General features: G+C 67.0%; 19 protein-coding genes. 11 read left to right on the top strand and 8 right to left on the bottom strand.

All coding sequences use genetic code 11. The features are described from left to right. Window positions 1–12: 12 nt before the first annotated feature. The 6 genes from AC1DW3_RS03290 to AC1DW3_RS03265 all read left to right on the top strand — a co-directional run bounded on the left by AC1DW3_RS03290 (window position 13) and on the right by AC1DW3_RS03265 (window position 8,000). Window positions 13–414, top strand: coding sequence for an RNA-binding S4 domain-containing protein (locus AC1DW3_RS03290; RefSeq protein WP_477928773.1), 402 nt, complete (start codon window positions 13–15; stop codon window positions 412–414). Between the two features lie 81 nt (window positions 415–495). Further along, on the top strand, window positions 496–1,020 hold the full coding sequence (gene grpE, locus AC1DW3_RS03285; RefSeq protein WP_477928541.1) for a nucleotide exchange factor GrpE: 525 nt from the start codon (window positions 496–498) through the stop codon (window positions 1,018–1,020). A gap of 126 nt (window positions 1,021–1,146) precedes the next feature. Further along, window positions 1,147–3,111: a molecular chaperone DnaK gene (gene dnaK / locus AC1DW3_RS03280; RefSeq protein ID WP_477928539.1), complete on the top strand. Its 1,965-nt coding sequence runs from the start codon at window positions 1,147–1,149 to the stop codon at window positions 3,109–3,111. Between the two features lie 68 nt (window positions 3,112–3,179). Further along, on the top strand, window positions 3,180–4,334 hold the full coding sequence (gene dnaJ / locus AC1DW3_RS03275) for a molecular chaperone DnaJ (RefSeq protein WP_477928537.1): 1,155 nt from the start codon (window positions 3,180–3,182) through the stop codon (window positions 4,332–4,334). A gap of 253 nt (window positions 4,335–4,587) precedes the next feature. Beyond that, the gene (locus AC1DW3_RS03270; protein WP_477928535.1) at window positions 4,588–6,228 is read left to right on the top strand and encodes a response regulator; all 1,641 of its coding nucleotides are present in this window, start codon (window positions 4,588–4,590) and stop codon (window positions 6,226–6,228) included. Between the two features lie 89 nt (window positions 6,229–6,317). Beyond that, window positions 6,318–8,000, top strand: coding sequence for a phosphoethanolamine transferase (locus AC1DW3_RS03265; protein WP_477928533.1), 1,683 nt, complete (start codon window positions 6,318–6,320; stop codon window positions 7,998–8,000). A gap of 53 nt (window positions 8,001–8,053) precedes the next feature. Here AC1DW3_RS03265 and AC1DW3_RS03260 read toward each other — a convergent pair whose 3' ends face one another. Beyond that, a complete protein-coding gene (locus tag AC1DW3_RS03260) occupies window positions 8,054–9,178 on the bottom strand; it encodes a PA0069 family radical SAM protein (RefSeq protein ID WP_477928531.1) in 1,125 nt (374 codons plus the stop codon). 95 nt (window positions 9,179–9,273) lie between these two features. Here AC1DW3_RS03260 and AC1DW3_RS03255 point away from each other — a divergent pair, with 95 nt between their 5' ends. The 4 genes from AC1DW3_RS03255 to AC1DW3_RS03240 all read left to right on the top strand — a co-directional run bounded on the left by AC1DW3_RS03255 (window position 9,274) and on the right by AC1DW3_RS03240 (window position 16,061). Then, window positions 9,274–10,032 (top strand): hypothetical protein, encoded by a 759-nt coding sequence (locus tag AC1DW3_RS03255; protein WP_477928529.1) that lies wholly within the window; start codon window positions 9,274–9,276, stop codon window positions 10,030–10,032. Window positions 10,033–10,109: 77 nt separating this feature from the next. Then, window positions 10,110–11,411, top strand: coding sequence for an MFS transporter (locus AC1DW3_RS03250; RefSeq protein WP_477928527.1), 1,302 nt, complete (start codon window positions 10,110–10,112; stop codon window positions 11,409–11,411). 242 nt (window positions 11,412–11,653) lie between these two features. Continuing rightward, a complete protein-coding gene (locus tag AC1DW3_RS03245; protein ID WP_477928525.1) occupies window positions 11,654–13,657 on the top strand; it encodes a PAS domain-containing hybrid sensor histidine kinase/response regulator in 2,004 nt (667 codons plus the stop codon). A gap of 55 nt (window positions 13,658–13,712) precedes the next feature. Beyond that, window positions 13,713–16,061, top strand: coding sequence for a hypothetical protein (locus AC1DW3_RS03240; RefSeq protein ID WP_477928523.1), 2,349 nt, complete (start codon window positions 13,713–13,715; stop codon window positions 16,059–16,061). Window positions 16,062–16,130: 69 nt separating this feature from the next. On the opposite strand, the gene dnaB is transcribed toward AC1DW3_RS03240, so the two are convergent. From dnaB to ppsA, 7 genes are all read right to left on the bottom strand, one after another. Further along, window positions 16,131–17,555: a replicative DNA helicase gene (gene dnaB, locus AC1DW3_RS03235; RefSeq protein ID WP_477928522.1), complete on the bottom strand. Its 1,425-nt coding sequence runs from the start codon at window positions 17,553–17,555 to the stop codon at window positions 16,131–16,133. Window positions 17,556–17,712: 157 nt separating this feature from the next. Beyond that, window positions 17,713–18,165, bottom strand: coding sequence for a 50S ribosomal protein L9 (gene rplI / locus AC1DW3_RS03230; protein WP_477928520.1), 453 nt, complete (start codon window positions 18,163–18,165; stop codon window positions 17,713–17,715). 12 nt (window positions 18,166–18,177) lie between these two features. Next, window positions 18,178–18,468: a 30S ribosomal protein S18 gene (gene rpsR, locus AC1DW3_RS03225; RefSeq protein ID WP_056198092.1), complete on the bottom strand. Its 291-nt coding sequence runs from the start codon at window positions 18,466–18,468 to the stop codon at window positions 18,178–18,180. Window positions 18,469–18,512: 44 nt separating this feature from the next. Next, window positions 18,513–18,806 (bottom strand): primosomal replication protein N, encoded by a 294-nt coding sequence (gene priB, locus AC1DW3_RS03220; protein WP_477928518.1) that lies wholly within the window; start codon window positions 18,804–18,806, stop codon window positions 18,513–18,515. A gap of 50 nt (window positions 18,807–18,856) precedes the next feature. Further along, complete coding sequence (gene rpsF / locus AC1DW3_RS03215; protein ID WP_119045492.1) at window positions 18,857–19,219, bottom strand: 30S ribosomal protein S6; 363 nt, start codon at window positions 19,217–19,219, stop codon at window positions 18,857–18,859. 146 nt (window positions 19,220–19,365) lie between these two features. Further along, on the bottom strand, window positions 19,366–21,423 hold the full coding sequence (locus AC1DW3_RS03210; RefSeq protein WP_477928517.1) for a sodium:solute symporter family protein: 2,058 nt from the start codon (window positions 21,421–21,423) through the stop codon (window positions 19,366–19,368). Between the two features lie 80 nt (window positions 21,424–21,503). Further along, entirely contained in the window at window positions 21,504–23,900 is a 2,397-nt protein-coding gene (gene ppsA / locus AC1DW3_RS03205) for a phosphoenolpyruvate synthase (protein WP_477928515.1), read from the bottom strand. 309 nt (window positions 23,901–24,209) lie between these two features. Here ppsA and AC1DW3_RS03200 point away from each other — a divergent pair, with 309 nt between their 5' ends. Next, window positions 24,210–25,520, top strand: coding sequence for an HD-GYP domain-containing protein (locus AC1DW3_RS03200; protein WP_477928514.1), 1,311 nt, complete (start codon window positions 24,210–24,212; stop codon window positions 25,518–25,520). The last annotated feature ends 41 nt before the right edge of the window (window positions 25,521–25,561 follow it).

Here is a 25,561-nt window from a genome sequence, read left to right as displayed (position 1 = left end):
GCGCTCGCCAGCATGCGGCTGGACAAATGGCTCTGGGCCGCGCGCTTCTACAAGACCCGTGCGCTGGCCGTCGAGGAGATCAACCTGGGCCGAGTGCGCATCGGCGGCCAGCCGGTCAAGCCGTCACGCGATGTGAAGGCGGGCGACCTGCTCAGCCTGCGCATCGGCGTCGTCAACCGCGAGGTCGAGGTCAAGGGCCTCTCCAACCAGCGCGGCCCGGCACCGCAGGCCCAGGCGCTCTACGCCGAAACCCAGGCCAGCATCACGGCCCGCGAGGCCGCAGCCGAGGCGCGTCGCCTGGCGCCGGAGCCGGCTGACACCATCAGCCAGGGTCGTCCGACAAAGCAGGACCGGCGCCGCTTGGCAGACTGGGACCGATGGTCCGTCTCCCTGGACGATGAAGATCCGGGTTGACCCGGATAATTCGTTTTGAATTCCCCCTCTTGAAACCAGGGCCATCGCGCCCATGTCAACGCGATTGCCCCCTTTTCTGCCATGACGACCGAAAACCCCTTGCCCGAAGACGCAGCCGGCGCTGCCGACCCCACGGCCGCCGAGCTGAACCCCGAAATCAAGATTGCCGAGCTCGAAGGCCGCCTGGCCGAGATGAGCGACGCCTATCTGCGCGCCAAGGCCGAGACGGAAAACGCCCGCCGCCGCGCGGACGAAGACGTGGCCAAGGCCCGCAAGTTCGCCGTCGAAGCCTTTGCCGAGGCCATGCTGCCGGTGATGGACAGCCTGGAAGCGGCCATCGCCACGCCCAGCGCCAGCGTCGAGACCGTGCTCGAGGGCGTCCATGCCACGCGCCGCCAGCTGTCCAGCGCGCTGGAGCGCAACAAGGTCGTCGAGATCAACCCCGGCCAGGGCGCCAAGTTCGACCCCCACCAGCACCAGGCCATCTCCGTGGTGCCGGCACCGACCCAGGACGCCAACACGGTCGTCGCGGTGCTGCAAAAGGGCTTCCTGATTGCCGACCGCGTGCTGCGTCCGGCCCTGGTGACGGTCTCGGCGCCTCGCTAATGACCTGGGGACCGACCTTGGCGCGAAGCGACATGCTCTGTCCCCACTAATTCACAGCCTGCCGCCCTTGAAGGACGGCAAGTTATCCACAAATCCAAAACATCAACAAATCTTCAGGAGTTCCAAATGGGAAAGATCATCGGCATTGACTTGGGCACCACGAATTCGTGCGTGGCCGTCATGGAAGGCAACACCACGCGCGTCATCGAGAACGCCGAAGGTGCCCGCACGACGCCGTCCATCATTGCCTACCAGGAAGACGGCGAGATCCTCGTCGGCGCCTCCGCCAAGCGTCAGTCGGTCACCAACCCCAAGAACACGCTCTACGCGGTGAAGCGCCTGATCGGCCGCAAGTTTGCCGAGAAGGAAGTGCAGAAGGACATCGACCTGATGCCCTACACCATCGCCGCCGCCGACAACGGCGACGCCTGGGTGGAAGTGCGCGGCAAGAAGTTCGCGCCGCCCCAGGTCTCGGCCGAAGTGCTGCGCAAGATGAAGAAGACCGCCGAGGACTACCTCGGCGAGGAAGTGACCGAGGCCGTCATCACGGTGCCGGCCTACTTCAACGACGCCCAGCGCCAGGCCACCAAGGACGCCGGCCGCATCGCCGGCCTGGACGTCAAGCGCATCATCAACGAGCCCACCGCCGCGGCACTGGCCTTCGGCCTGGACAAGCACGGCAAGGGCGACCGCAAGATCGCCGTTTATGACCTCGGCGGCGGCACGTTTGACGTGTCCATCATCGAGATCGCCGACGTCGATGGCGAAATGCAGTTCGAAGTGCTGTCGACCAACGGCGACACCTTCCTGGGCGGTGAAGACTTCGACCAGCGCATCATTGACTACATCGTCACCGAGTTCAAGAAGGAACAAGGCGTCGACCTGACCAAGGACGTGCTGGCCCTGCAGCGCCTGAAGGAAGCCGCCGAGAAGGCCAAGATCGAGCTGTCCAACTCGTCGCAGACCGACGTCAACCTGCCCTACATCACGGCAGACGCGACCGGCCCGAAGCACCTGAATGTCAAGCTGACCCGCGCCAAGCTGGAGTCCTTGGTTGACGAGCTGATCGAGCGCACGATTGCGCCTTGCCGCACCGCGGTCAAGGACGCCGGCGTGGCGCTGAGCGACATCGACGACGTCATCCTGGTCGGCGGCATGACCCGCATGCCCAAGGTGCAGGACAAGGTCAAGGAGTTCTTCGGCAAGGAACCGCGCCGTGACGTGAACCCCGACGAGGCCGTGGCCGTCGGTGCCGCCATCCAGGGCCAGGTCCTGGGCGGCGAGCGCAAGGACGTGCTGCTGCTGGACGTCACCCCGCTGAGCCTGGGCATCGAAACCCTGGGCGGCGTGATGACGAAGATGATCAAGAAGAACACGACCATCCCGACCAAGTTCAGCCAGACCTTCTCGACCGCCGACGACAACCAGCCGGCCGTGACCATCAAGGTCTACCAGGGCGAGCGCGAGCTGGCCCAGGCCAACAAGTCGCTGGGCGAGTTCAACCTCGAAGGCATCCCGCCGGCACCGCGCGGCACGCCGCAGATCGAGGTCTCGTTCGACATCGACGCCAACGGCATCCTGCACGTCGGCGCCAAGGACAAGGGCACCGGCAAGGAAAACAAGATCACCATCAAGGCGAACTCGGGCCTGTCCGAAGCCGAGATCGAGAAGATGGTGAAGGACGCCGAAGCCAACGCGGCCGAGGACAAGAAGAAGGTCGAGCTGGTGCAGGCCCGCAACCAGGCCGACGGCATGGTCCACAGCGTGCGCAAGTCGCTGAGCGAGCATGGCGACAAGCTCGAAGCCGCCGAGAAGGAAGCCATCGAGGCCGCGGCCAAGGACCTGGAAGAAGCCATCAAGGGTGACGACCAGGCCGACATCGAGGCCAAGACCGAGAAGCTGATGACGGCCAGCCAGAAGCTGGGCGAGAAGATCTACGCCGACCAGCAGGGCGCGCAGGCCGCTGCAGCGGCAGCCGCCGGTGCCGGTGGCGCCGAGCAGTCGCAGGCCGCGCCGCAAGGCGAAGCGAAGCGCCCGGCCGACGACAATGTCGTTGATGCCGAGTTCAAGGAAGTCAAGGACAACAAGTAATCCTTCGATGACTTCACAGCCCGGGAGCGCCTCATAGCGCCCTCGGGCTTTTCCCTTGAAAGAAGACGATGGCGTCCAAGCGCGATTACTACGAAGTCCTCGGCGTCGCCAAGAACGCGAGCGACGAAGACATCAAGAAGGCCTACCGCAAGCTGGCCATGAAGCACCACCCTGACCGCAATCAGGGCGAGGGTGCAAAGAAGGCCGAGGAGAGCTTCAAGGAAGGCAAGGAAGCCTACGAGATGCTGTCCGACGCGCAGAAGCGCGCGGCCTATGACCAGTATGGCCACGCCGGCGTCGACCCCAATATGGGTGCCGGCCGCGGCGGCCCGGGCGCGGAAGGATTCGGTGGCTTTGCCGAGGCCTTCGGCGACATCTTCGGCGACATCTTCGGTGGCCAGGGCGGCCAGCGCCGTGGCGCGGGCGGCGGCCAGCAGGTCTACCGCGGCAGCGACCTCAGCTACGCGATGGAGATCACGCTCGAGGAAGCCGCCCGCGGCAAGGAAACGCAGATCCGCATCCCGAGCTGGGAAGGCTGCGAGACCTGCGGCGGCACCGGCGCCAAGCCCGGCACCAGTGCCAAGACCTGCGGGTCATGTCAAGGCTCGGGCACGGTGCATATGCGCCAGGGCTTCTTCAGCATCCAGCAGACCTGCCCGCACTGCCACGGCAGCGGCAAGATCATTCCCGACCCCTGCACGACCTGCAACGGCCAGGGCAAGGTCAAGAAGCAGAAGACGCTGGAGGTCAAGATCCCGGCCGGCATCAACGAGGGCATGCGCATCCGCTCCGCGGGCAATGGCGAGCCTGGCGTGAATGGCGGCCCGGCGGGCGATCTCTACATCGAGATCCGCATCAAGCAGCACGAGATCTTCGAGCGCGACGGCGACGACCTGCACTGCACGATGCCGGTGTCGATGATCACGGCGGCCCTGGGCGGCAACATCGAGGTGCCCACGCTCGGCGGCAAGGCCGAGATCGAGTTGCCTGAAGGCACGCAGCACGGCAAGACCTTCCGCCTGCGCGKCAAGGGCATCAAGGGCGTGCGCTCCAGCTATCCAGGCGACCTCTACTGCCACATCGCCGTCGAGACGCCGGTCAAGCTGACCGAGCACCAGAAGAAGCTGCTCAAGGAGCTCGACGAGTCGCTGAAGAAGGGCGGCGAGCGCCACTCGCCGAATGCCAAGAGCTGGACGGATCGGGTCAAGGATTTGTTCAAGTAAGCCATTCGCTTGCCCGTCTAAGCCGTGGTCCCGCAAGGGGCCGCGGCTTTTTTATGCCCGCTGGCTGCACGTAACGCGCAGCCAGCCTGCGCCTTAAGTCACGGCGGGCAGCGCCCACACACGTAAACGAGGTTTCCCGGCTTGACGCATAAACCCTAAAGTCCATCGACTGTCACTCCGATTCCTCATAAGTGATTCGATCCGCGCGTTTCCCAATCACAGTCCACGGCCTGGTGCCGGGGCGGGAGGCCGCATGTTCCTGATGGACCAGACCATCCAGACCGCGTCGGCGCTGATCATCGACAGCAACGCCAACTCGCGCAGCCTGATGTCGGCCCAGTTGCGCGACCTCGGTGTGGGCACGGTCAAACAGACTCCGCGCGTCAAGGATGCTCGCGTGATGCTCGAGCACCAGACCTTCGACATCGTGCTGTGCGACTACCACTTCGACAGCAGCGACACCTCGGGCCAGGACCTGCTGGACGAGCTGCGGCGCGAAGGCCTGCTGCCCTACTCCACCGTCTTCGTCATGGTGACGAGCGAGGCCACCTATGCCAAGGTCGCCGAAGCCGCCGAGGCCGCCCTCGACGCCTACCTGATCAAGCCCTATACCAGCGCCAACCTCGCCGAGCGCCTGGCCAGCGCCCGCCAGCGCAAACGCATCCTGAAGGGCATCTTCGAAGCGATCGAGAACGAGGACTTCGAGACCGCCGCCAACCTGTGCATGGCGCGCTTCGAGGCCAAGGACAAATACTGGCTCTACGCCGCGCGCATCGGCGCCGAGCTGCTGCTGCGCCTGAAGCGCTTCGATGACGCCAAGACGCTGTACGAAGCCATCATCGCGGCCAAGACCGTGCCCTGGGCGCGGCTGGGCGTGGCACGCACCGAGGTCGCCAGCGGCAACATCCAGGCGGCACGCCGCACGCTGGAGAACCTCATCGGCGAACTGCCCGACTACGCCGACTCGCACGACCTGATGGGCCATGTGCAGATGGAACAGGGCGACCTGGCCCAGGCGCTGAAGACCTATCAGACGGCGGCCACCTTGACGCCGGGCTGCCTGCTGCGCCTGCAGCGCTGCGGCAGCCTGGGCTTCTATGCCGGCCAGCGCGCCGAGGCGCTGAAGATGCTGGAGCGGGCGATGTCGCAGGGCCTGCGCTCCAAGCTCTTCGACATGCTCAGCCTCGTGCTGATCGGGCTGATGCGCTTCGACGCCAAGGATTTCAAGGGCTTCAAGTACGCCCACGATTCGCTCACCGCCGCGATGGAGCGCGCGCCCGGCTCGATCCGGCTGCAGCGCTTCGACCTGGTGTTTCGCGGCCTCGCCTTCCTGCTGGAGCGCCGCGTCGGCCAGGCCCTCGTCATGGCACGCGAGTTCACCGAGCATGCCCAGGCCGGCAACTTCGATCTCGAGGCCGCCTCGCTGCTGACGGCGCTGTGGATACGCCTGTCCAGCCAGGAGGTCGAGCTCGAGGAGATGATGCCGATCCTGAAGGGCCTGGGCACACGCTACTGCTCGGCCAAGGCCAGCACCGAGATCCTCGTCTCCATGGCCGAAGCCCACCAGGGCGCGGCCGAACAGTTCCGCGACTGCCACCAGCAGATCTTCAATGTCGCCGAGACGGCCATGCGCCACTCGCTGCGCGGCAGCGCCAAGGCGGCTGTCGAGCTGCTCATCCAGCAGGGCGAGGCGACGCGCAATGCCAAGCTCATCGACATGGCCGGCCTGGTGCTGAAGCGCCATGCCGAGAAGATCGAGGGCGCTTCGGGCCTGGCCGAACAGATCGAAGACCTGCATGGCCGCTATGTGAAGCCCATGACCGGTGGCCCGGGCAAGGCGCGCGCCGCGGGCGGCGTCACGTTGCGCACGACGGCGACCACCGTCGCCGCCTGAACTGACACGCCGCTGTCAGCCGCGTATCACCCGAGGCGGCGATCACGTGGCGCCGCGAGAATGCGCGCGCCGCCCCTAAGCTCCTTTCAATGCCCCTGCTCAAGCGCCTGCTGGCCTGGTTCCAGCCCGACACCTCACGCCCGCTGACCCAGGCCTGGCTGGCCGCCCTGTGGATGGGCCTGCTCGCCAACTGGCCACTGTGGAAGCAGCTCCAGACCCTGCCCGGTGTCGGCATAGCCTTCACCGTCGCCTTCGCCGGCATGGTGACGGCCGCGACGGGCGCCGTGCTCAGCCTGCTGGCCTGGCCGCGCCTCATCAAGGGCGTCGTCGTCGTGCTGCTGCTCGCCAGCGGCGCGCTGGCCTATTTCATCGGCAGCTACGGCATCGTCTTCGATCCCACCATGGTCGTGAACATGGTGCAGACCGATGCACGCGAAACGCGCGACCTGCTGAGCTGGAAGTTGTTGGCCAGCCTGCTGCTGCTCGGCGCCCTGCCCGCCTGGTGGCTGCTGCGCCGGCCGCAAGCGCCGCGCCAGGCGTTCGCCAAGCGACTGGGCGGCAATCTCGCATCGCTCGGCCTGGGCGTCGTACTGATGGTGCTGCTGGCGCTCAGCGTGTTCGCGACGCTGTCGTCGACGATGCGCACCTACAAGACCATCCGCTACATGGTCACGCCGCTGAATGCCGTCTATTCGGTCAGCGCCGTCGGCGTGCGCAGCCTGTCCGGCCCCAAGGGTCCGCCGGTCGTCATCGGTGCCGATGCGCGCCTGCTGCCACGCGCCGAGGGTGCCAAGCCACCGCTGCTGCTCTTCGTCGTCGGCGAAACGGCACGGGCGATGAACTTCAGCCTGAACGGCTATTCGAAGCCGACCAACCCCGAGCTGTCCAAGCTGCAAGGCGCCAGCCTCGTCAGCCTGCGCCAGGTTTCGTCCTGCGGCACCGCCACGGCCGCGTCACTGCCCTGCATGTTCGCGCCCCAGGGCCGCGCCGACTTCGACGCCGGCAAGGCTCAGCAGAACCTGCTGGACGTGCTGGAACGCGCCGGCCTGGCCGTGCTTTGGCTGGACAACCAGAGCGGCTGCAAGGGCCTGTGCGACCGCGTGCCCAACAGCCCGACGTCCAGGTTGCCCCAGGGTGCCGCGGCGCTGCCCGCGGGCCTGTGCCACAAGGACGAAATGGGCGAGGAGGAGTGCTTCGACGAAGCCCTGCTGCACGAGCTGGACAAGCGCATCGCCGCGCTGGACCCGGAGCGCCTCCAGCGCGGCCTCGTCCTCGTCATGCACCAGATGGGCAGCCATGGGCCGGCCTATTTCAAGCGCTCGCCGGCCGACCTCAAGCCCTTCCAGCCCGAGTGCCAACGCAACCAACTGCAGGAATGCGAACGCCAGCAGGTCGTCAACGCCTACGACAACACGCTGGTGACGACCGACCGGCTGCTGGCCCGCTCCATCGCCTGGCTGCAGACGCAGCAGGCCTTCGATGTCGGCATGCTCTATGTGTCCGACCACGGCGAGTCGCTGGGCGAGAACGGCCTCTATCTGCACGGCATGCCCTATGCGATGGCGCCCATTGAGCAGACCCATGTGCCCATGGTGCTGTGGGCGCCCGAGGGCGGCGGCATGGCCAAGGCGCTCAAGCCCGGCTGCCTGCAGTCCTTGCGCGATAAACCGGCCTCGCACGACAACCTCTTCCACACCGTGATGGGCTGGGTGGGCGCGCGGGCGGATGTCTACAAGCCGGAGTGGGACTTGCTGGCCGGCTGCAGAAGCTGAGGACCTTGCGGGACAGACCGGCGAGCAAAGCGAGGCGCTCTGTCCTCAACCAGCTAAAAGAGATCGCCCTGCGCCGACGGCTTGCGCGGCGGCTTGAACAGCGACAGCTGCACCGGCCTTCGTTCCGTGCGCAGCCCCAGCTTGGCCACCACCCGCCGCAGTCGCGCGCGCAGCAGATCGGCCCAGATGCCCTCGCCACTGAAGCGTGTGCCGAAGCGGGCATCGTTGTCCTTGCCGCCGCGCATCTCGCGGATGCGGGCCATCACGCGCTCGGCGCGGTCCGGGAAGTGGCGTTGCAGCCAGTCCTGGAACAGCGGGTTGACCTCCCAGGGCAGGCGGATGGGGATGCTGAAAGCGCTGCTTGCACCGGCCGCATGGGCAGCCTCCAGGATGTGCTCCAGCTCGGGCTCGTTGATGAAGGGAATGATGGGCGACACGCTGACGCCCACCGGCACACCCGCCTCGGCCAAGGCCTGGATGGTGCGCAGCCGCCGCGCCGGTGCCGCGGCACGCGGCTCGAGGATGCGGGCGAGATCGTTGTCCAGCGTCGTGATCGACAGATAGACCGACACCAGCCCCTGCGCCGCCATCGGTGCGATCAGGTCCAGATCGCGCTCGATGCCGCTGGATTTGGTGACGACGGAAAACGGGTGGCTGGTTTCAGCCAGCACCTCGACGATGCGCCGCGTGATGCCCAGCTTGCGCTCGATGGGCTGGTAAGCATCGGTGGCCGTGCCCAGCACCAGCGAGCGGGGCTCGTACCTCGACCCCGCCAGCGTCTCGCGCAGGCGCTCGGCCGCATTGACCTTGGCAACGATGCGCGTCTCGAAATCCAGCCCCGGTGACAGGTTCAGGTAGCTGTGCGTGGGCCGCGCAAAGCAGTAGATGCAGCCATGTTCGCAGCCGCGATACGGGTTGATGGAGTAGTCGAAGGAGATGTCGGGCGACTGGTTGCTGGTGACGATCTTCTTCGCATGCTCCTCGATGATCTGCGTCGCCACCGGCAGATGCTCCTCGCTGGCCTGCTGATCCAGCGAACCCCAGCCGTCGTCGTACTGCTCGCGCTCACGCTGCTCGAAGCGATGCGGCATGGCGGTGGCCGTACCGCGGCCCTTGATGGAGTCGAGGGGAACGAGGCTGGGTTGGGCGGCAGCGATGCGGGTGGGAGCGGGTGGCATACTGTAAATATATACAGTATTCGGCGGCAGTTCCAGAAACGGATCGATACCCGCCTGGGACGGTGGCTGACCAGGCTCCGCATAGAGTGCGCGCCATGCCTTTTTCCCTTGCACGGCGCCTGCCGTTTTCGCTTCTCGTCCTGACCCTGAGCTGCGCCGCCGCGTCCCCCATGCCCATGCCCTCACCCGGCAACTACCGCATCGATGGCGAAGCCCATATGCGCAGCGGCAGCGGGCCCACGCTGGTCGAGCACATCGAGCGCTGGGACGGCAGCAACGGCAATCGCATCATCACCAGCATGGCCGGCGGCCGCCCGCATCAGCAGACCCATGCCGGCACCGAGCCGGTGACCTGGTGCGTGGCGGGCGTCTCCGTGCCGCCCAACCTGCTGCCCGATCGCTGCAAGACGCGTTGGTGGCCAGCACAGGGCGGCGCCGAGCTGCAGGCCGAATGCCAGGCCGGCCGTCTGCAGGAGCATTGGAAGCAGATCGACGCCAAGACCTGGGAGCGGCAGATGAGCTTCACGCCCGCGCCAGGCGGCGGCGGTAGTGACCCGGCGGTCGCCCTCGCCATGGTCGAACGCGGTCTGTCGCCGGCCGAAGCCGCCAAGGCCCGCGCGGCCATCGCGGCCCTGCCTTCGGCCCAGGAGCGGGCCGCCGCGATGGCGCCGGTCTTCGAGAAGATCGAGGCCACCATCCGCAACGGCACGCCGCAGCAGGCCGCCGAAGCACGCCAGCAATTGGCCGCCCTGCAAGCGGCCCAAGGCGGCGGCGGTGGCGTGGTCTGGACCACCACATTGACCGAGCGCTGGACCCGCATCGCCGAAGCCTGCACGCCGCCGCGCAAGCCCTGACCCGGTTCTGCCCAGATACTGGGCGAGGCCGCGGCGGCAGGTCTCGGCAGCACGGCGACCTCCTTAGACTCGGCTCGATGAATATTTCGGAAGCGATTCCCGGCACGCCGGCACGCCTGCGTGATCAACGCGACTACCTGCGCCTGCTGGGCGCCCGCGTGACCGGCGGCGCGGCCAACCAGATGCTGATGGTGGCCCTGGGCTGGCAGATGTATGACCTGACGTCCAGCGCCTGGGATCTGGGCCTGGTCGGCCTCGCGCAATTCCTGCCGGCGCTGTTGCTGACGCTGCCGGCCGGCCATCTCGTGGACCAGCGCGACCGCCGCCTGCTGCTGGCGGGCAGCCTCGGTCTGCAATGCCTGGCCGCGGCCTGCCTGGCGCTGGGCAGCGCGGGCAACTGGGTCGGGCCCAACCTGATCCTCGCGCTGTCCATCCTACTGGGCTGCGCGCGGGCGCTGCAGATGCCGTCCCAGCAGGCCCTGATGCCCATGCTGGTGACGCCCGCCCTGCTGCCGCGCGCCGTGGCGGCGGCCAGCTCGACGATGCAGGTTTCCATCATCGCGGGGCCGGCACTCGGCGGTGCCCTCTATGCGCTGGGGCCATCGGTCGCGTCGTGGCTCGGCCATGAGGGCGAGGCGGCGCACTGGGGCGCTGCGGTGGTCTACGGCGTGTCGCTGCTGCTGCTCGCGACGGCCATCGCCAACGTGCTGACCATCCGCCATCGCGCCGCCCAGCCACGCCGTGCCGCGCCCGACCTGGCGCAGCTGACGGCTGGCATCCGCTTCATCTGGCAGCGCCCCGTCGTGCTCGGCGCGATCTCGCTGGACCTCTTCGCCGTGCTGCTCGGCGGGGCCACGGCCCTGCTGCCCATCTTTGCCAGAGACATCCTGCACACCGGGCCCGAGGGCCTGGGCCTGCTGCGCGCGGCGCCGGCGCTGGGCGCCGTCGTCGTCGGCGTCTGGTTGGCACGCCACCCAATAGCCCGCCGTGCCGGCCACTGGCTGCTGGGCGCCGTGGCCGTGTTCGGCCTGACGATGATCGCCTTTGCGTTGACGACCTCCTTCGGGGTCGCCTTCGCCGTGCTGGCCGTCAGCGGTGCGGCCGACATGTTCAGCGTGGTCATCCGGCAGTCCCTCGTGCAGCTCGAGACGCCCGACGACATGCGCGGCCGCGTCGGCGCCGTGAACTCGGTCTTCATCGGCGCGAGCAACCAGCTCGGCGAGTTCGAGTCGGGCGCCACAGCCGCCCTGCTCGGCCCGGTGGGCTCGGTGTTGCTGGGCGGCGTGGGCACGCTGGCCGTCGTCGCGCTGTGGTTCAAGCTCTTCCCGGCGCTGGCGCGGCGCAACAGCCTGCAGCCCTCATCGCGGACCGACACGTAGGGCAAGGCCTACACGCGCACGCGGCATTGATGAGATGGCCGTCCCCCGCTCGGGCGGCTAGATTTGAATCGTCGAAAGCCAGAGCTGTAGCCTCAACAGGCCGCTCCAAGGGCCAACGACTGAAGGCCCGAAGCCAACGCGTCGGGCCTTCTCTTTGGCTCTCGGCCCAGGTCCGGCTCTCTTGCCGCCCTCATCAACCGAACTGCGTGCTCCCGGGTCGACCGCCACAGCGAAAGAAAAACTTGAAAGCAGATGACGAGGGCCTGCTGCGCAGCGAGGAGCGCTTTCGCCTGCTGGTGGACAGCGTGCGCGACTACGCGATCTTCATGCTGGACCCGCAAGGCCATGTGCTGACCTGGAATGCCGGCGCCGAGCGCTTCAAGGGCTACCGGGCGGACGAGATCATCGGCAGCCATTTCTCGCGCTTCTACCCGCCGGAGGCGCTGGCCCGGCAACTGCCCGAGCGTGAGCTGGAGATGGCGACGCGCGACGGCGCCTTCGAGGATGAGGGCTGGCGCGTGCGCAAGGACGGTTCGCTGTTCTGGGCCAATGTCGTCATCACGGCGATGCGAGACCCCTCGGGCCGGCTGGTGGGTTTCGCCAAGGTCACGCGCGACCTGACGCAAAGGCGCCACCAAGAGGAGGCGCTCAAGCGCAGCGAGGAGCGCTTCCGGCTGCTGGTCGAAGGCGTGGCCGACTACGCCATCTTCATGCTCGACGTGAACGGCCGCGTGGCCTCCTGGAACGAGGGCGCGCAGCGCATCAAGGGCTATGCGGCCGACGCCATCCTGGGCAAGCATTTCTCCACCTTCTACCCGGCCGAGGTGCGCGAAAGCGGCTGGCCGGAATACGAGCTGCAGCAGGCCCAGGAGACCGGCCGTTTCGTGGACACGGGCTGGCGGCTGCGCCAGGACGGCACGAGCTTCTGGGCCCAGGTGACCATCACGGCGCTGCGCGACGAGGGCGGTCAGCTGATCGGCTATGCCAAGCTGACGCGCGACCTGACGGCCAGCATGCGCATCGAGGCCATGGAGTTGGCCAACCGCGAGCACGAGGAGATCCTGGGCGCCGAGCGCAATGCACGCATTGCCGCCCAACGCGCCACGCGCATCAAGGACGAGTTCCTCGCCACGCTGTCACACGAGCTGCGCACGCCGCTGACGGCCATCCTCGGCTGGACGCAGGTGCTGCTGCGGGCCAGGCCGGGCGACGCGCGCATCAATCTGCAGCGCGCCATCGAGGTCATCGACCGCAACGCGCGCGCCCAGGTGCAGCTCATCGACGACCTGCTGGACCTCAATCGCATCATGACCGGCAAGCTGCGGCTGGACCTGCGGCAGCTGGGCATGGCCGACGTCATCCAGGCGGCCGTCGAATCCGTCGCGCCCGCGGCTGCGGCAAAGGGCGTGGAGTTGCAATCGCTGCTGGACGCCGGCCCGGCCATGGTCAATGGCGACAGCGGGCGGCTGCAGCAGGTGGTGTGGAACCTGCTGAACAACGCGATCAAGTTCACCCCCGCGGGTGGCCGCGTGCAGGTGCTGTTGCAGCGCATCGATTCCCATGTCGAGTTCAGCGTCAGCGACACCGGTGCAGGCATCCCGGCCTCCTTCCTGCCGCAGGTGTTCGACCGCTTCACACAGCAGGACGGTTCCACCACCAGGGCTCACGGCGGCCTGGGCCTGGGGCTGGCCATCTGCAAGCAGCTCATCGAGCTGCACGGCGGCAGCATCCGGGCCGAGAGCGCCGGCGAAGGCCAGGGGGCGAGCTTCCTGGCCAGGCTACCGCTGTCCCTCCTGCAGACGGCCGAGGAGCGCGTTCACGACGCCGCGTCTGCCGACGCCCGCGCCAGCGAGAACCTCGCCCTGCCCAAGCTGGACGGCGTTCACGTCTTCGTGCTGGACGACGAAGCCGATGCGCGCGGCCTGCTGTGCCGCATCCTGGAGGATCAGGGCGCCCGTGTGGTGGCCTTCGCCTCGGCGCAGGAGCTGCTCGAGGCCGTCCAGCTGTCACGGCCGACCGTCATCGTCAGCGATGTCGGCATGCCCGCCGTGGACGGCTACCAGATGATCCGCGCGCTGCGGGCCACCGAGGCCCGCGACTCCCGCATCCCCGCCCTGGCACTCACGGCCTTCGCCCGGGCCGAGGACCGCAAGCGCTCGCTGATGGCCGGCTTCCAGGCCCATCTGGCCAAGCCCTTCGACGTGGCCGAGCTCATCCTGCTGGTGGCCAATCTGGCGGAGAAATAGCGCAGCGTCGGAGCTCTTCCGGCGCTTGACGATCTCCTCAGCGAGGCGCAATGCCGTGCTGGCGCCGGGCCGCCCCGCGCTCGGCCGCGTGGCCGAGCGCTTCGAGGATCGGGCCGAAAAGGCCTGCAGCGGGCTAACCCTTAAACCAGAACTGGACCGGAAATGCTCAACTCAGGCCCGCATTGGAACCGGTTCCATTTTGTGCGTCGGTGCCGATGACGAACCCAAACTACAGGAGACAAACATGAAGTGGATGAGGCACCCCGCCCTTCGACGATTCCTGCAGGGTGGCGCGCTCGCTGCGCTGCTCAGCGCCTTCACCATCGCAGAAGCGGCGACCCTGCAGGCCGTCGCCAACAACAACTTCGTGAGCGCGACCGCAACGGGGACTTCCTTCCTTACCGCGACGGCGCCGACCGCGAGTGCATGGGAGCAGTTCGAGATCATCAACAACACCAACGGCACGATCTCCCTCAAGGCGACGGTGAGCGGCAATCTCGTCGCCGCAGACATCGGCCTGGCCGCTCCCAATGCCGCCAAGCTGATCGCGAACCGGGCGAGCATCGGTGGCTGGGAGCAATTCACCCTGGTGCCTCAGGCCAACGGCACGGTCGCACTGCGCTCCGCGGCGAACAACCTGTATGTCAGTGCCGACCTGAACATTGGCGGCGCCCTGGTCGCGAATCGCTCAGCGGTTGGTGCGTGGGAACAGTTCATCATCGCCAACCCACCGACAGGCCCTGGCCCGGCGCCCGATCTGGGGCCGAACGTTCGCATCGTCAGTCCCACCACGCCCAACCTGCAGGGCCTCATCAACGACATCTACAGCGCGCAGCAGGGCAACCACTTCGGCGACCGTCGTGACGCCATCCTGTTGACGCCCGGCACCTACAACAACCTGCGCATTCCGGTCGGTTTCTACACGCAGGTGCTGGGTCTTGGCAGCCACCCGGATCAGGTGCATGTCAACGGCGACCTTAGATCCGATGCCTTCCTGGGCGGTGACAACGCCACCCAGAACTTCTGGCGCGGCGCCGAAAACTTCTCCGTCACGCCCAGTCTGGGCATCGGCAACAACACCTTGCAGTGGGCGGTCTCCCAGGCCATCCCGTTCCGGCGCATGCATGTGCGCGGCAACATCAAGCTGAACCAGAACAACGGCTGGTCCAGCGGTGGCTGGTTCTCGGAGGTGCTGGTGGACGGGCAGGTGAACTCCGCTTCGCAGCAGCAATGGATCTCGCGCAACAGCCAATGGGGAAGCTGGACCGGTTCCGGCTGGAACATGGTCTTCGTGGGCGTTCCCAGCGCGCCCGCCGGCAATTTCCCGACGCAGGGCCAGCGCTATACCAAGGTGACCGAAACCCCGGTGGTACGCGAGAAGCCCTACCTCTTCATCGACACCAACGGCGGCTATGCGGTGCGGCTGCCTTCCCTGCGCACCAACAGCTCGGGCATCAGCTGGTCCAACGGGGCCACCACGCCGGGCAGCACCATTCCCATCGGCCAGTTCTTCATCGCTCGGCCGACGGACAGCGCGGCCACCATCAATGCGCAGTTGGCCGCCGGACGGCACATCCTGTTCACACCCGGCATCTACGTGCTGACGCAGACCCTGCAGGTGAACAGCCCCAACACCGTTCTGCTGGGCATCGGCTTCCCGACGCTGCGCTCGGACAACGGCCAGCCGCTGATGAAGACGGCGGATGTCGATGGCCTGACCATCTCCGGCCTCTTCTTCGACGCGGGCGCCACGGAGTCCGGCGTGCTGCTGGAAGTCGGCCCGAACGGGGCCAGTGCCAACCATGCGGCCAACCCGACCGTGCTGCACGACGTGTTCTTCCGCGTGGGCGGCGCCGCGGCGGGACGCGCGGCATTCGGCCTGAGCATCAACGCCCACAACACCATCGTCGACCACACCTGGCTCTGGCGCGCCGACCATGGCGCGGGCGTCGGCTGGACGACCAACCCGTCGGCCTATGGCCTCTGGGTGAACGGCAATAACGTGACGATCTACGGCTTGTTCGTCGAGCACTTCCAGAACCATCAGGTGATGTGGAACGGCAACGGCGGCCGGGTGTACTTCTACCAGTCGGAGATTCCGTATGACCCGCCGAACCAGGCCTCATGGAACAGTGCCAGCGGCCGGGGCTATGCCTCCTACAAGGTCGCCGACAGCGTCACCAGCCACGAGGCCTGGGGGCTGGGTATCTACAGCGTGTTCACCAACCCGAACATCTTCCTGGACCGTGCGGTCGAGGCGCCGGTCAACTCGAACGTGCGCTTCCACAGCATCATCTCGGTCTGCCTGGGGTCGAATGGCGGGATCATCAACCCGATCAACAACACGGGCGGCCAGACCGCGTGCAACGCGGCCTTCACGCCCACGGTGACCAACTTTCCCTGAGCCGACGTCACAAGGCCACTGATGCGCGCTGCGCGTCAGTGGCCTCTCCAACTGGTGTCCGTCGAGGTTCTAGTACTCGTCGCGCTCCACGCCGACATAGCCAGGCGCGAGGTTCTCGAACTTGGTGTGCATGCGCTGGAACATCAGCTTCACGGTGCCCACCGGGCCGTTACGCTGCTTGGCGATGATGATCTCCGCCACGCCCGGTTCCTTGCACTCGTCCTTGGTGTAGTACTCGTCGCGATAGATGAACATGATGATGTCGGCATCCTGCTCGATGGCGCCGGACTCACGCAGGTCGGACATCATGGGCCGCTTGTCGGGGCGCTGCTCCACCGAGCGGTTCAGCTGCGACAGCGCGATGACGGGGCAGCGCAGCTCCTTGGCCAGGGCTTTCAGGCCGCGGGAGATTTCGCCGAGCACGGTGGCGCGGTTTTCCTCGCTGCCACCACCGTTGCCGGACATCAGCTGCAGGTAGTCGATGACGATGAGCCCCAGCTGGCCGCAGATGCGCGCCTGGCGGCGGGCGCGGGCACGCACCTCGCTGGGCGACAGCCCCGGGCTCTCGTCGATGAAGATGCTGGCCTTGCCGAGCTTGTCGACGGCTTCGGACAGGCGGCCCCACTCGTCGTCCTTCAGCTGGCCGGTGCGCAGATGGCTCTGGTCGATGCGGCCGATGGAGCCCACCATCCGCAGCGCCAGCTGGGCGGCGCCCATTTCCATCGAATAGATGACGACGGGCAGGCCTTCGTTGATGGCCACGTTCTCGGCGATGTTGACCGCGAAGGCGGTCTTGCCCATGGACGGGCGCGCGGCCAGCACGATGAGGTCACCGCCCTGCAGGCCGGCGGTCTGGCGGTCCAGGTCGTAGAAGCCGGTGCGCACGCCGGTCACATCCTGGGCACCGCTCTCGGCCAGTTCGTTGACGCGGTCGATCAGCTGCACGACGAGCTGGTCCATGCTCTGGAAGCCCTGCTTGCTGCGCGAGCCTTCTTCACCGATCTTGAAGATCTTGCCTTCGGCCTCGTCGAGGATCTGCGTGACGGCACGACCCTGCGGGTTCATCGCGGCGGTGGCGATCTCGTCGCTGGTGGTGACCAGCTTGCGCAGGATGGCGCGCTCGCGAACGATCTCGGCGTAACGGCGCAGGTTGGCGGCGCTCGGCACGCTCTGGGCCAGCGCGTTCAGATAGGCCAGGCCACCGCATTCCTCGGCGCGGCCGACCGAAGTCAGCTCGTCGAAGACCGTGACGACGTCGGCCGGCTTGCCCGCATTGATGAGCTTGCCGATGGCCGCGTAGACATGCTTGTGCTCGAAGCGATAGAAGTCGCTCTCGGTCAGCAGGTCGGCCGCCTTGTCCCAGGCCGAGTTGTCGATCAGCAGGCCGCCAAGCACGCTCTGCTCGGCCTCGACCGAGTGCGGAGGCACGCGCAACCGCGCGACTTCGTCGTCATGCGGCGCGGCGGAGGAGGAAGCGGGAAAGATGGCTGACATGCCTGTGGACAAACCTGTGGACGAGCTGGGTGTGACCGGTGGGTCGAGCGGGAAAACTCAGGCCCCAAAAAAACCGAAGGCCGAAACCCTGAGGGTATCGGCCTTCGTTCGATGATGCGGCGACCAAGTGTCACCGCGCCATCAGGGGAAGCGAGATTTACTCGGCTTCAGCAACCACCTGGACGGTGATCTCGACGACCACGTCGGTGTGGGCAGCAACGCTCACCGGGAACTCGCCGACGGTCTTCAGCGGACCGTTGGGCAGGCGCACCTGGGCCTTGGCGACGGCGGTGCCGGCCTTGGTCAGGGCTTCTGCGACGTCGGCGTTGGTCACCGAGCCGAACAGACGGCCATCAACACCGGCCTTCTGGGCGATGCGGACGGTCTTGCCGGCGATGGCTTCACCCAGCTTCTGGGCTTCGGCCAGCTTGGCGGCGGCGATCTTTTCGAGTTCGGCGCGCTTGGCTTCGAATTCCTTGATCGCGGCTTCGGTCGCACGACGGGCGGCCTTGGTCGGGATCAGGAAGTTGCGGGCATAACCGTCCTTGACCTTGACGACGTCGCCGAGGTTGCCGAGGTTGGCCACTTTTTCGAGCAGGATCACTTGCATGTCGTCAGCTCCTTAGACCTTGTGCTGGTCGCTGTACGGCAGCAGGGCCAGGAAGCGCGCGCGCTTGATGGACACCGTCAGCTGACGCTGGAAGAAGGCGCGCGTGCCAGTCAGGCGAGCGGGCGTGATCTTGCCGTTTTCGGAGATGAAATCGCGCAGCGTGTCGATGTCCTTGTAGTCGATCTGCTCGACACCGGCGACGGTGAAGCGGCAGAAACGCTTGCGACGGAACAGCAACGATTGTTGGTTGCGCTTGGGCTTCTTGTCTTTGGAGAAGCGACCTTTACCACGTGGCGGGGGCATAGAGGACCTCTGTTAAATCTATCCGGATCAATCAATTCCGGGTTCTAGGAAGCAGCGGGTTCGATCACGGTGACGTGGGCGATGAAGCCCCGGCCGTTGCGCTGGTGGGTCAGGAAACCGCGGAAGACCGCGATGCCACCGACTCCCAGCGCCTGCAACTGCTTGGCCACCTCGCCCACCGCAACCGCCTTGATCTCCAGGGAGATCTTGCGCGGCTTGCCGGCTTCGATGACTTCGGACTCAGCCTTGAGGCTTGCGTCCAGGGCCATCAGCCCGGCGGGGGTGTAACGGATCAGACCGAGTTGCTGGATCTGTGCCTGCAGGTGAAGCTGGTTCACTCAGTCGGCACGCTGCTCGAAAAACCTGGTTCTTTAGCGATGAGCAGTGCTCAGGCCGCTTCCTGCTGCGGAGCCTTGCGGGCTTCTTCGCGCTCGACGGCCTTCATCATGACCGAGGGGGTCGTGATGGCCTTGTCCTGAACCACGGTGAGGTGGCGCAGCACGGCGTCGTTGAAGCGGAAGCCCGTCTCGAGCTCAGCCAGGACTTCCTTGCTGCACTCGATGTTCAGGCACAGGTAATGGGCCTTGGCGAGCTTCTGGATCAGGTAAGCCATCTGGCGACGGCCCCAGTCCTCGACTCGGTGCACGACACCACCACCGGTGGTGATCAGGCCCTTGTAGCGCTCCAGCATGGCCGGAACTTGTTCGCTTTGATCCGGATGGATCAGCAGAACGATTTCGTAGTGACGCATATTTACTCCTTGTGGATTCCAGCCCGGCGTTGTCGAAAGTGACTGCCGGTCTGTGGAAGCCGCATCACGGCGTCTACACGCGGTGCGGCAAGGGGGAACCAAGGATTCTAGCCTGGAAGGCGCAAACGGCCAAATCGGCGACTCGATCAGGCCACCGGGCGGCTGCGCAGCTTGTCGACGAAATCACGGTCGCGCTGGCTGGGCGCCGCGGTCATCAGGCTGACGATGACCAGCGCCAGTGCGCCCGCCGGCACGCCGAACAGGCCGGCCGACACCGGCTGGATGCCCCACCACAGCGTCACCGGCCCGGGCAGCCCCACCAGCGCGCGACCGCCCGGGTGGGCGATGACGAGGTAGAGCAGGCACACCGCCAGCCCGGTCAGCATGCCGGCCAGGGCGCCGCTGCGATTGGCCCGGCGCCAGAAGACACCGGCGACCAGGGCCGGGAAGAAGGTCGAGCCCGCGATGGAGAAGGCCGCGGTGACGACGGCCAGGATGTCGGCAGGCCGGCTGGACGCCACCGCCGCGGCTCCCAGCGCCGCCGCCAGCAGCAGGGCCTTGGACAGCGTGACGCGACGCGTGCGCGAGGCCTCGGGGTTGATGGCCTTGTAGTAGAGGTCGTGGGACAAGGCGCTGGAAATGGCCAACAGCAGGCCGTCGGCGGTCGACAGCGCCGCCGCCAGCCCGCCCGCCGCCACCATGCCGGAGATGACATAGGGAAGGCCGCCCAGCTCGGGCATGACCAGCATGACGAGGTCGGGGTGCAGGCGCAGCTCACCCAGCTGCAGGCGGCCGTCGCCGTTCAGGTCAACGGCCGACAGCAGCGCCGGGTCGACGCGCTGCCATTGGCGTATCCAGGCCGGCAACTGGTCGAAGGACGTGCCGACCAGGCTGTTGAACACCTCCGTCTTCACCATCACGGCCAGCGCCGGCGCCGTCAGATAGAGCAGGCAGATGAAGACCAGCGACCAGGCCACCGACTCTCTCGCCGTCTTGACCGTCGTCGTCGTGTAGTAGCGCGTCAGCAGATGCGGCAAGCCGGCCGTGCCCACCATCAGGCACAGCGCCAGCGCGATGAAGTTGCGGCGCGCCGCGCTGGCCTGCTCGCGCTCGGGCGGGCTGCCATCCGGGTTGCCGGCAAAGGGTTGCATATGCGGAACGAGGCCGGACAGCGGCTGGGCCAGCTGGGCCTCGCCCACCTGCTCGCGCCGCCAGCGCTCCTCGGCCTCGGGCGGTGTGCGCGGCAGCGCGGCGCGCTGCTTCTCGGCGGCCTGGATGCGCGCCAGCGGCGCACCCTCGGACTTCAGCGCTGCCACCTGGGCGGCCGCCCTCGCCTGCTCGTCGGCCAAGGCCTTGGGCACATCGGCCAGCTTCGCCTCGGCCGCATCGGCGCGCTGCTGGTGGATGGCGCGCACCTGCAGCTCGGCCGGGTCGCGGATCTGCTCGCGCTCGCGCTCGGCGAGCTGGTGCAGCTGCTGGCCATAGACGAGCTGCGGCAGCGGCCAGCCGGTCTGCTTGACGCTGAGCCAGATGACCGGCACCAGATAGGCCAGGATCATGATGAGGTACTGCGCCACCTGGGTCCAGGTGACGGCACGCATGCCGCCCAGGAAGGAGCAGACCAGCACGCCGCCCAGGCCGACGAAAACGCCCACCTCGAAGCCCAGGCCCGTCAGCCGCGTCGTGATGAGGCCCACGCCGTAGATCTGCGCGACCAGATAGACGAAGGACACCAGGATGGCGGCCGCCGCACCGACCAGGCGCAGCGCACGGCTGTCGAAGCGCTCGGCGAGGAAGTCGGCCAGCGTGAACTGGCCGAAACGGCGCAGATAGGGCGCGATGCACAGCGCCACGAGGACGAATCCGCCGGTCCAGCCCAGCACATAGGCCAGGCCCGCATAGCCGCTGGCATAGAGCGTGCCGACCAGGCCGATGAAGGTGGCCGCACTCATCCAGTCGGCGCCGGCGGCCATGCCGTTGTACAGCGGCGGCACGCGGCGGCCGGCGACGAAGTATTCGGCCGGGTCGGTCGTGCGGCAGAGGATGCCGATGACGGCGTAGACCAGCACCGTCGTGCCGAGGAAGGTGTAGCCGATCCAGGCCTTGGGCAGGCCACGCTGCTCGGCCAGGCCCAGGCCCACCACCAACGCGATGAAGCTCAGTGCGAACAGGAAATAGCGGCGGTGCAGAGGGCTGGCGGACACGGTCGCGATGATGGCAACAAAAAGCCCGGGTTCCCTTGCGGAGAACCCGGGCCGATCTTCAGTCGCTCAATCGCGAAGACTTACTTGGCGGCCAGACGCTGCCAGGTCTCGATGACGGTGTCGGGGTTCAGCGAGATGGACACGATGCCTTCCTCGGCCAGCCAGTCGGCGAAGTCAGGATGGTCGCTGGGGCCCTGGCCGCAGATGCCGATGTATTTTCCGGTGGCGCGGCAGGCGCGGATGGCGCGCGAGATCATGGCCTTGACGGCCGGGTCGCGTTCGTCGAAGTCGCCGGCCAGTTGCTCCAGGCCCGAGTCGCGGTCCAGGCCCAGTGTCAGCTGCGTCAGGTCGTTGGAGCCGATGGACATGCCGTCGAAGTGCTCCAGGAACTGCTCGGCCAGGATGGCATTGCTCGGCACCTCGCACATCATGATGATGCGCAGGCCGTCGACACCGCGCTTGAGGCCCCGGTCGGCCAGCATGGAGACGACCTTTTCGGCCTGCTTCACGGTACGCACGAAGGGCACCATGATCTCGATGTTGTTCAGGCCCATCTCCTTGCGCACGCGCTTCAAGGCCTCGCACTCCATCGCGAAGGCGTCCTGGAAGTCGCCGCTGATGTAGCGCGACGCGCCGCGGAAGCCCAGCATGGGGTTCTCTTCGTCCGGCTCGTAGCGGCTGCCGCCGATGAGCTTGCGGTACTCATTGCTCTTGAAGTCCGACAGGCGGACGATGACAGGGCGCGGGAAGAAGGCGGCGGCAATCGTCGCGATGCCTTCGGCCAGCTTGTCGACGTAGAAGGCGCGCGGCGAGGCATGGCCGCGCGCCACCGACTCGACGGCCTTCTTCAGGTCGGCGTCGATGTTCGGATAGTCCAGGATGGCCTTGGGGTGGACGCCGATGTTGTTGTTGATGATGAACTCGAGCCGGGCCAGGCCCACGCCGCTCGAAGGCATCTGCGCGAAGTTGAAGGCCAGCTGCGGGTTGCCGACGTTCATCATGATCTTGATGGGGCAGTACGGCAGCTCGCCGCGGTGCACCTCGCTGATCTCGGTCTCGAGCAGGCCGTCGTAGATATAGCCCGTGTCGCCCTCGGAGCAGGCGACCGTGACGAGCTGGCCGTCCTTCAACTTGTCCGTCGCGTCGCCGCAGCCGACCACGGCCGGGATGCCCAGTTCACGCGCAATGATGGCCGCGTGGCAGGTGCGGCCGCCACGGTTGGTGACGATGGCGCTGGCGCGCTTCATGACGGGCTCCCAGTTGGGGTCTGTCATGTCGGTGACGAGCACGTCGCCCGGCTGCACGCGGTCCATCTCGGCCACGCTCTCCACCAGCCGCACGGGCCCGGTGCCGATCTTCTGACCGATGGCGCGGCCCTCGGCCAGCACGGCGCTGTGCGCCTTGAGCTTGTAGGCGAGCTCGACCTGGCCGGCCTGCTGGCTCTTCACCGTCTCCGGGCGGGCCTGCAGGATGTAGATCTTGCCGTCCACGCCGTCGCGGCCCCACTCGATGTCCATCGCGCGGCCATAGTGCTGCTCGATGATCAGCGCGTACTGGGCCAGTTCGGTGACTTCGGCGTCGTTGAGCGAATAGCGGTTGCGGGACTCGACGGCGGTGTCGATGGTCTTCACCAGCTTGCCGCTGGCGGCCTTCTCTTCGGGCGACGCGAACTCCATGCGCAGCAGCTTGGAGCCCAGGTTGCGGCGGATGATGGCCAGCTTGCCGGCCTTCAGCGCCGGCTTGTGTACGTAGAACTCGTCCGGATTCACGGCGCCCTGCACCACGGTTTCGCCCAGACCGTAGCTGGACGTGATGAAGACCACTTCCTGGAAGCCGCTCTCGGTATCGATGGTGAACATGACGCCGGCCGAGCCGAGGTCGCTGCGCACCATGCGCTGCACGCCGGCCGACAGGGCCACGTCGTTGTGGGCAAAGCCCTTGTGCACGCGGTAGCTGATGGCGCGGTCGTTGTAGAGCGACGCGAACACCTCGCGCATCTTGTGCAGCACCTCGTCGATGCCGACGACGTTCAGGAAGGTTTCCTGCTGGCCGGCGAAGGAGGCATCGGGCAGGTCTTCCGCCGTGGCGGACGAACGCACGGCGAAGCTCACGCCGGGGTTGTCGGCGGTCAGCTGCGCGAAGGACGCGCGCACGCCGGCTTCCAGATCGGCCGGGAAGGGCTGGTTCTCGATCCAGCCGCGGATCTCGGCGCCAGCCTCGGCCAACGCGCGGACGTCGTCGGTGTTGAGCGTGGAGAGGCGCGCCGCGATGCGCGCGTCCAACCCCTCGTGCTTGAGGAACTGCCGGAAGGCATGCGCCGTGGTGGCGAAGCCTCCGGGGACGCGCACGCCGCTGGCGGCGAGCTGCGAGATCATTTCGCCGAGGCTGGCGTTCTTGCCGCCAACAGACTCGACGTCGGTCATCCTCAGGTTCTCAAACGGTACGACCAGGGCGGTCGCCTCGAACAGGGTGGACATGGGGAAACTCCGGGAGGTTGAAAAACCGGTGTCGTCGCGTCGTCCGCGCCCGGTGCCGAGCCAAGGTGCTCAAGGCAAGCGCAACTCCGTCCATTTCTGGATTCTTTTAGGAGGAGGGAGGCGCGCATGGGCTGATCGCGAGGAATTGCGGCGGATTCTAGGCCTCGGGTTTCACCCGGGTACGGCGAAAGCCCGTGCAATAAGTCCGGCCACGCCGCCATGCCCCCTCTTTGGGGGTGCCGTGAAAACGTTGTCAATCGACTGATTCACATCAAGCCGCCGGGCACCCGGCCTGGGCAAAATGCCCGCGTGGCCACCAAATCGGCTCCCGAAGTCAACCCGCACTACCTGGACCATGTGATCCGCACGTCCGAGTCGCGGCCTGTCGAGGCCAGCGAGGACATCGTCAGCCAGAACGGCATCAAGCTGCTCGCCAAGGGCGCCCAGATCAACGACAAGGTGCGCGACCGGTTGCTGATGCACAAGCTGCAGAAGCCGCTGGAAGATTGCATCCAGGTAACCCAGGGTGTCATGCCGGAGAGCTTCGGGCCGCTCGGCGAGGCCCTGTTCGAGCAACACCCGCTGCTCAAGACGATCTGTGCCCATGACCTCTACCCCAGCGCCCCGACGACACTGGCCACGCTCAAGCTCAGCGTGCCCGTGCAGTCGCTGCTGACGGTCTACGCCGAGCACCAGGGCGACCGCCTCAAGCACACTGCCGGCGTGGCGATGCTGGCGCTGGCGCTGGCGCGGCGCATGCTGCCGGGCGAAACCGAGCGGCATCGCATGCTGGCACTGGCCGGCTTGCTGCACGACGTAGGCGAGCTCTACATCGACCCGCGGTTCATGCGCCCCGGCACGCCGCTCGGGCCGCAGGAGTGGCGTCACGTCGCCTCCCACCCCGTCGTCGGCGAACGCGTGCTGCGCAACATGCCCGGCGCGGGCAAGGAAGTGGCCAGCGCCGTGTTACATCACCATGAGCGGCTCGACGGCTTCGGTTACCCACGCGGTGTGCAGGGTGCCGCGCTGCCGCTGAACGGCCAGATCCTCGCCGCGGCTGAGTGGCTGATGGCCCTCATCGAGACCAGCATGACGCCGATGACGCGTGCCAGCGTCGCGACCAAGCTCATTCCCGGCGAGTTCGACCGGGAGCTGACCGAAGCCATCGCCGCCGCGGCCCAGAGCGATCTGCCCCCGGCCGACCCGGTGGCCGACCCCATGCCGCTGGAGTCCGCGATTCCACGCGTCATCGGCATTGCAGCCACGCTGGAGCGATTCCGTGAGGCACGCCCCTGGATCGAGGAGCGCATTGCAGCGGCAAGACCGGCGTTACACGCGGTGCTCAAGGCCGGACTGCAGCGCCTGCTGCGCATCCAGACGGCGTTTTCCAGCACCGGCCTCGACGTGCACGACCCTGACGCCCTCGTTGCCGAGCTTGCCGAGCAGCGCGATGCATCGCTGCAGGTGGAGCTGATGACGGTCGTTGGAGAGCTGGAGTGGCGGCTGCGCGAACTCGAGCGCGAGTCCCTGCTGCGCGCCGGCTTGCTGCCGCCTCAGGAACAGGCCGTCATGCGCGAGCTGATCGCCAGGCTCAAGGGCGAGCCTCGCGGCGAGGCATGACCTGCTGGCTATCATGGCCTCGCCCTGAACTTCGCGAGCAG

This window comes from Roseateles sp. P2_H4, assembly GCF_056403315.1.
This window is presented reverse-complemented; position numbering and strand designations above follow the sequence as displayed.

What these genes read in the sequence shown, in the direction of transcription:
- AC1DW3_RS03290 (WP_477928773.1), top strand. Translation starts at nt 13, where the DNA reads ATGCGGCTGGACAAATGGCTCTGGGCCGCGCGCTTCTACAAGACCCGT.
- grpE (WP_477928541.1), top strand. Translation starts at nt 496, where the DNA reads ATGACGACCGAAAACCCCTTGCCCGAAGACGCAGCCGGCGCTGCCGAC.
- dnaK (WP_477928539.1), top strand. Translation starts at nt 1,147, where the DNA reads ATGGGAAAGATCATCGGCATTGACTTGGGCACCACGAATTCGTGCGTG.
- AC1DW3_RS03270 (WP_477928535.1), top strand. Translation starts at nt 4,588, where the DNA reads ATGTTCCTGATGGACCAGACCATCCAGACCGCGTCGGCGCTGATCATC.
- AC1DW3_RS03265 (WP_477928533.1), top strand. Translation starts at nt 6,318, where the DNA reads ATGCCCCTGCTCAAGCGCCTGCTGGCCTGGTTCCAGCCCGACACCTCA.
- AC1DW3_RS03260 (WP_477928531.1), bottom strand. Translation starts at nt 9,178, where the DNA reads ATGCCACCCGCTCCCACCCGCATCGCTGCCGCCCAACCCAGCCTCGTT.
- AC1DW3_RS03255 (WP_477928529.1), top strand. Translation starts at nt 9,274, where the DNA reads ATGCCTTTTTCCCTTGCACGGCGCCTGCCGTTTTCGCTTCTCGTCCTG.
- AC1DW3_RS03250 (WP_477928527.1), top strand. Translation starts at nt 10,110, where the DNA reads ATGAATATTTCGGAAGCGATTCCCGGCACGCCGGCACGCCTGCGTGAT.
- dnaB (WP_477928522.1), bottom strand. Translation starts at nt 17,555, where the DNA reads ATGTCAGCCATCTTTCCCGCTTCCTCCTCCGCCGCGCCGCATGACGAC.
- rplI (WP_477928520.1), bottom strand. Translation starts at nt 18,165, where the DNA reads ATGCAAGTGATCCTGCTCGAAAAAGTGGCCAACCTCGGCAACCTCGGC.
- rpsR (WP_056198092.1), bottom strand. Translation starts at nt 18,468, where the DNA reads ATGCCCCCGCCACGTGGTAAAGGTCGCTTCTCCAAAGACAAGAAGCCC.
- rpsF (WP_119045492.1), bottom strand. Translation starts at nt 19,219, where the DNA reads ATGCGTCACTACGAAATCGTTCTGCTGATCCATCCGGATCAAAGCGAA.
- ppsA (WP_477928515.1), bottom strand. Translation starts at nt 23,900, where the DNA reads ATGTCCACCCTGTTCGAGGCGACCGCCCTGGTCGTACCGTTTGAGAAC.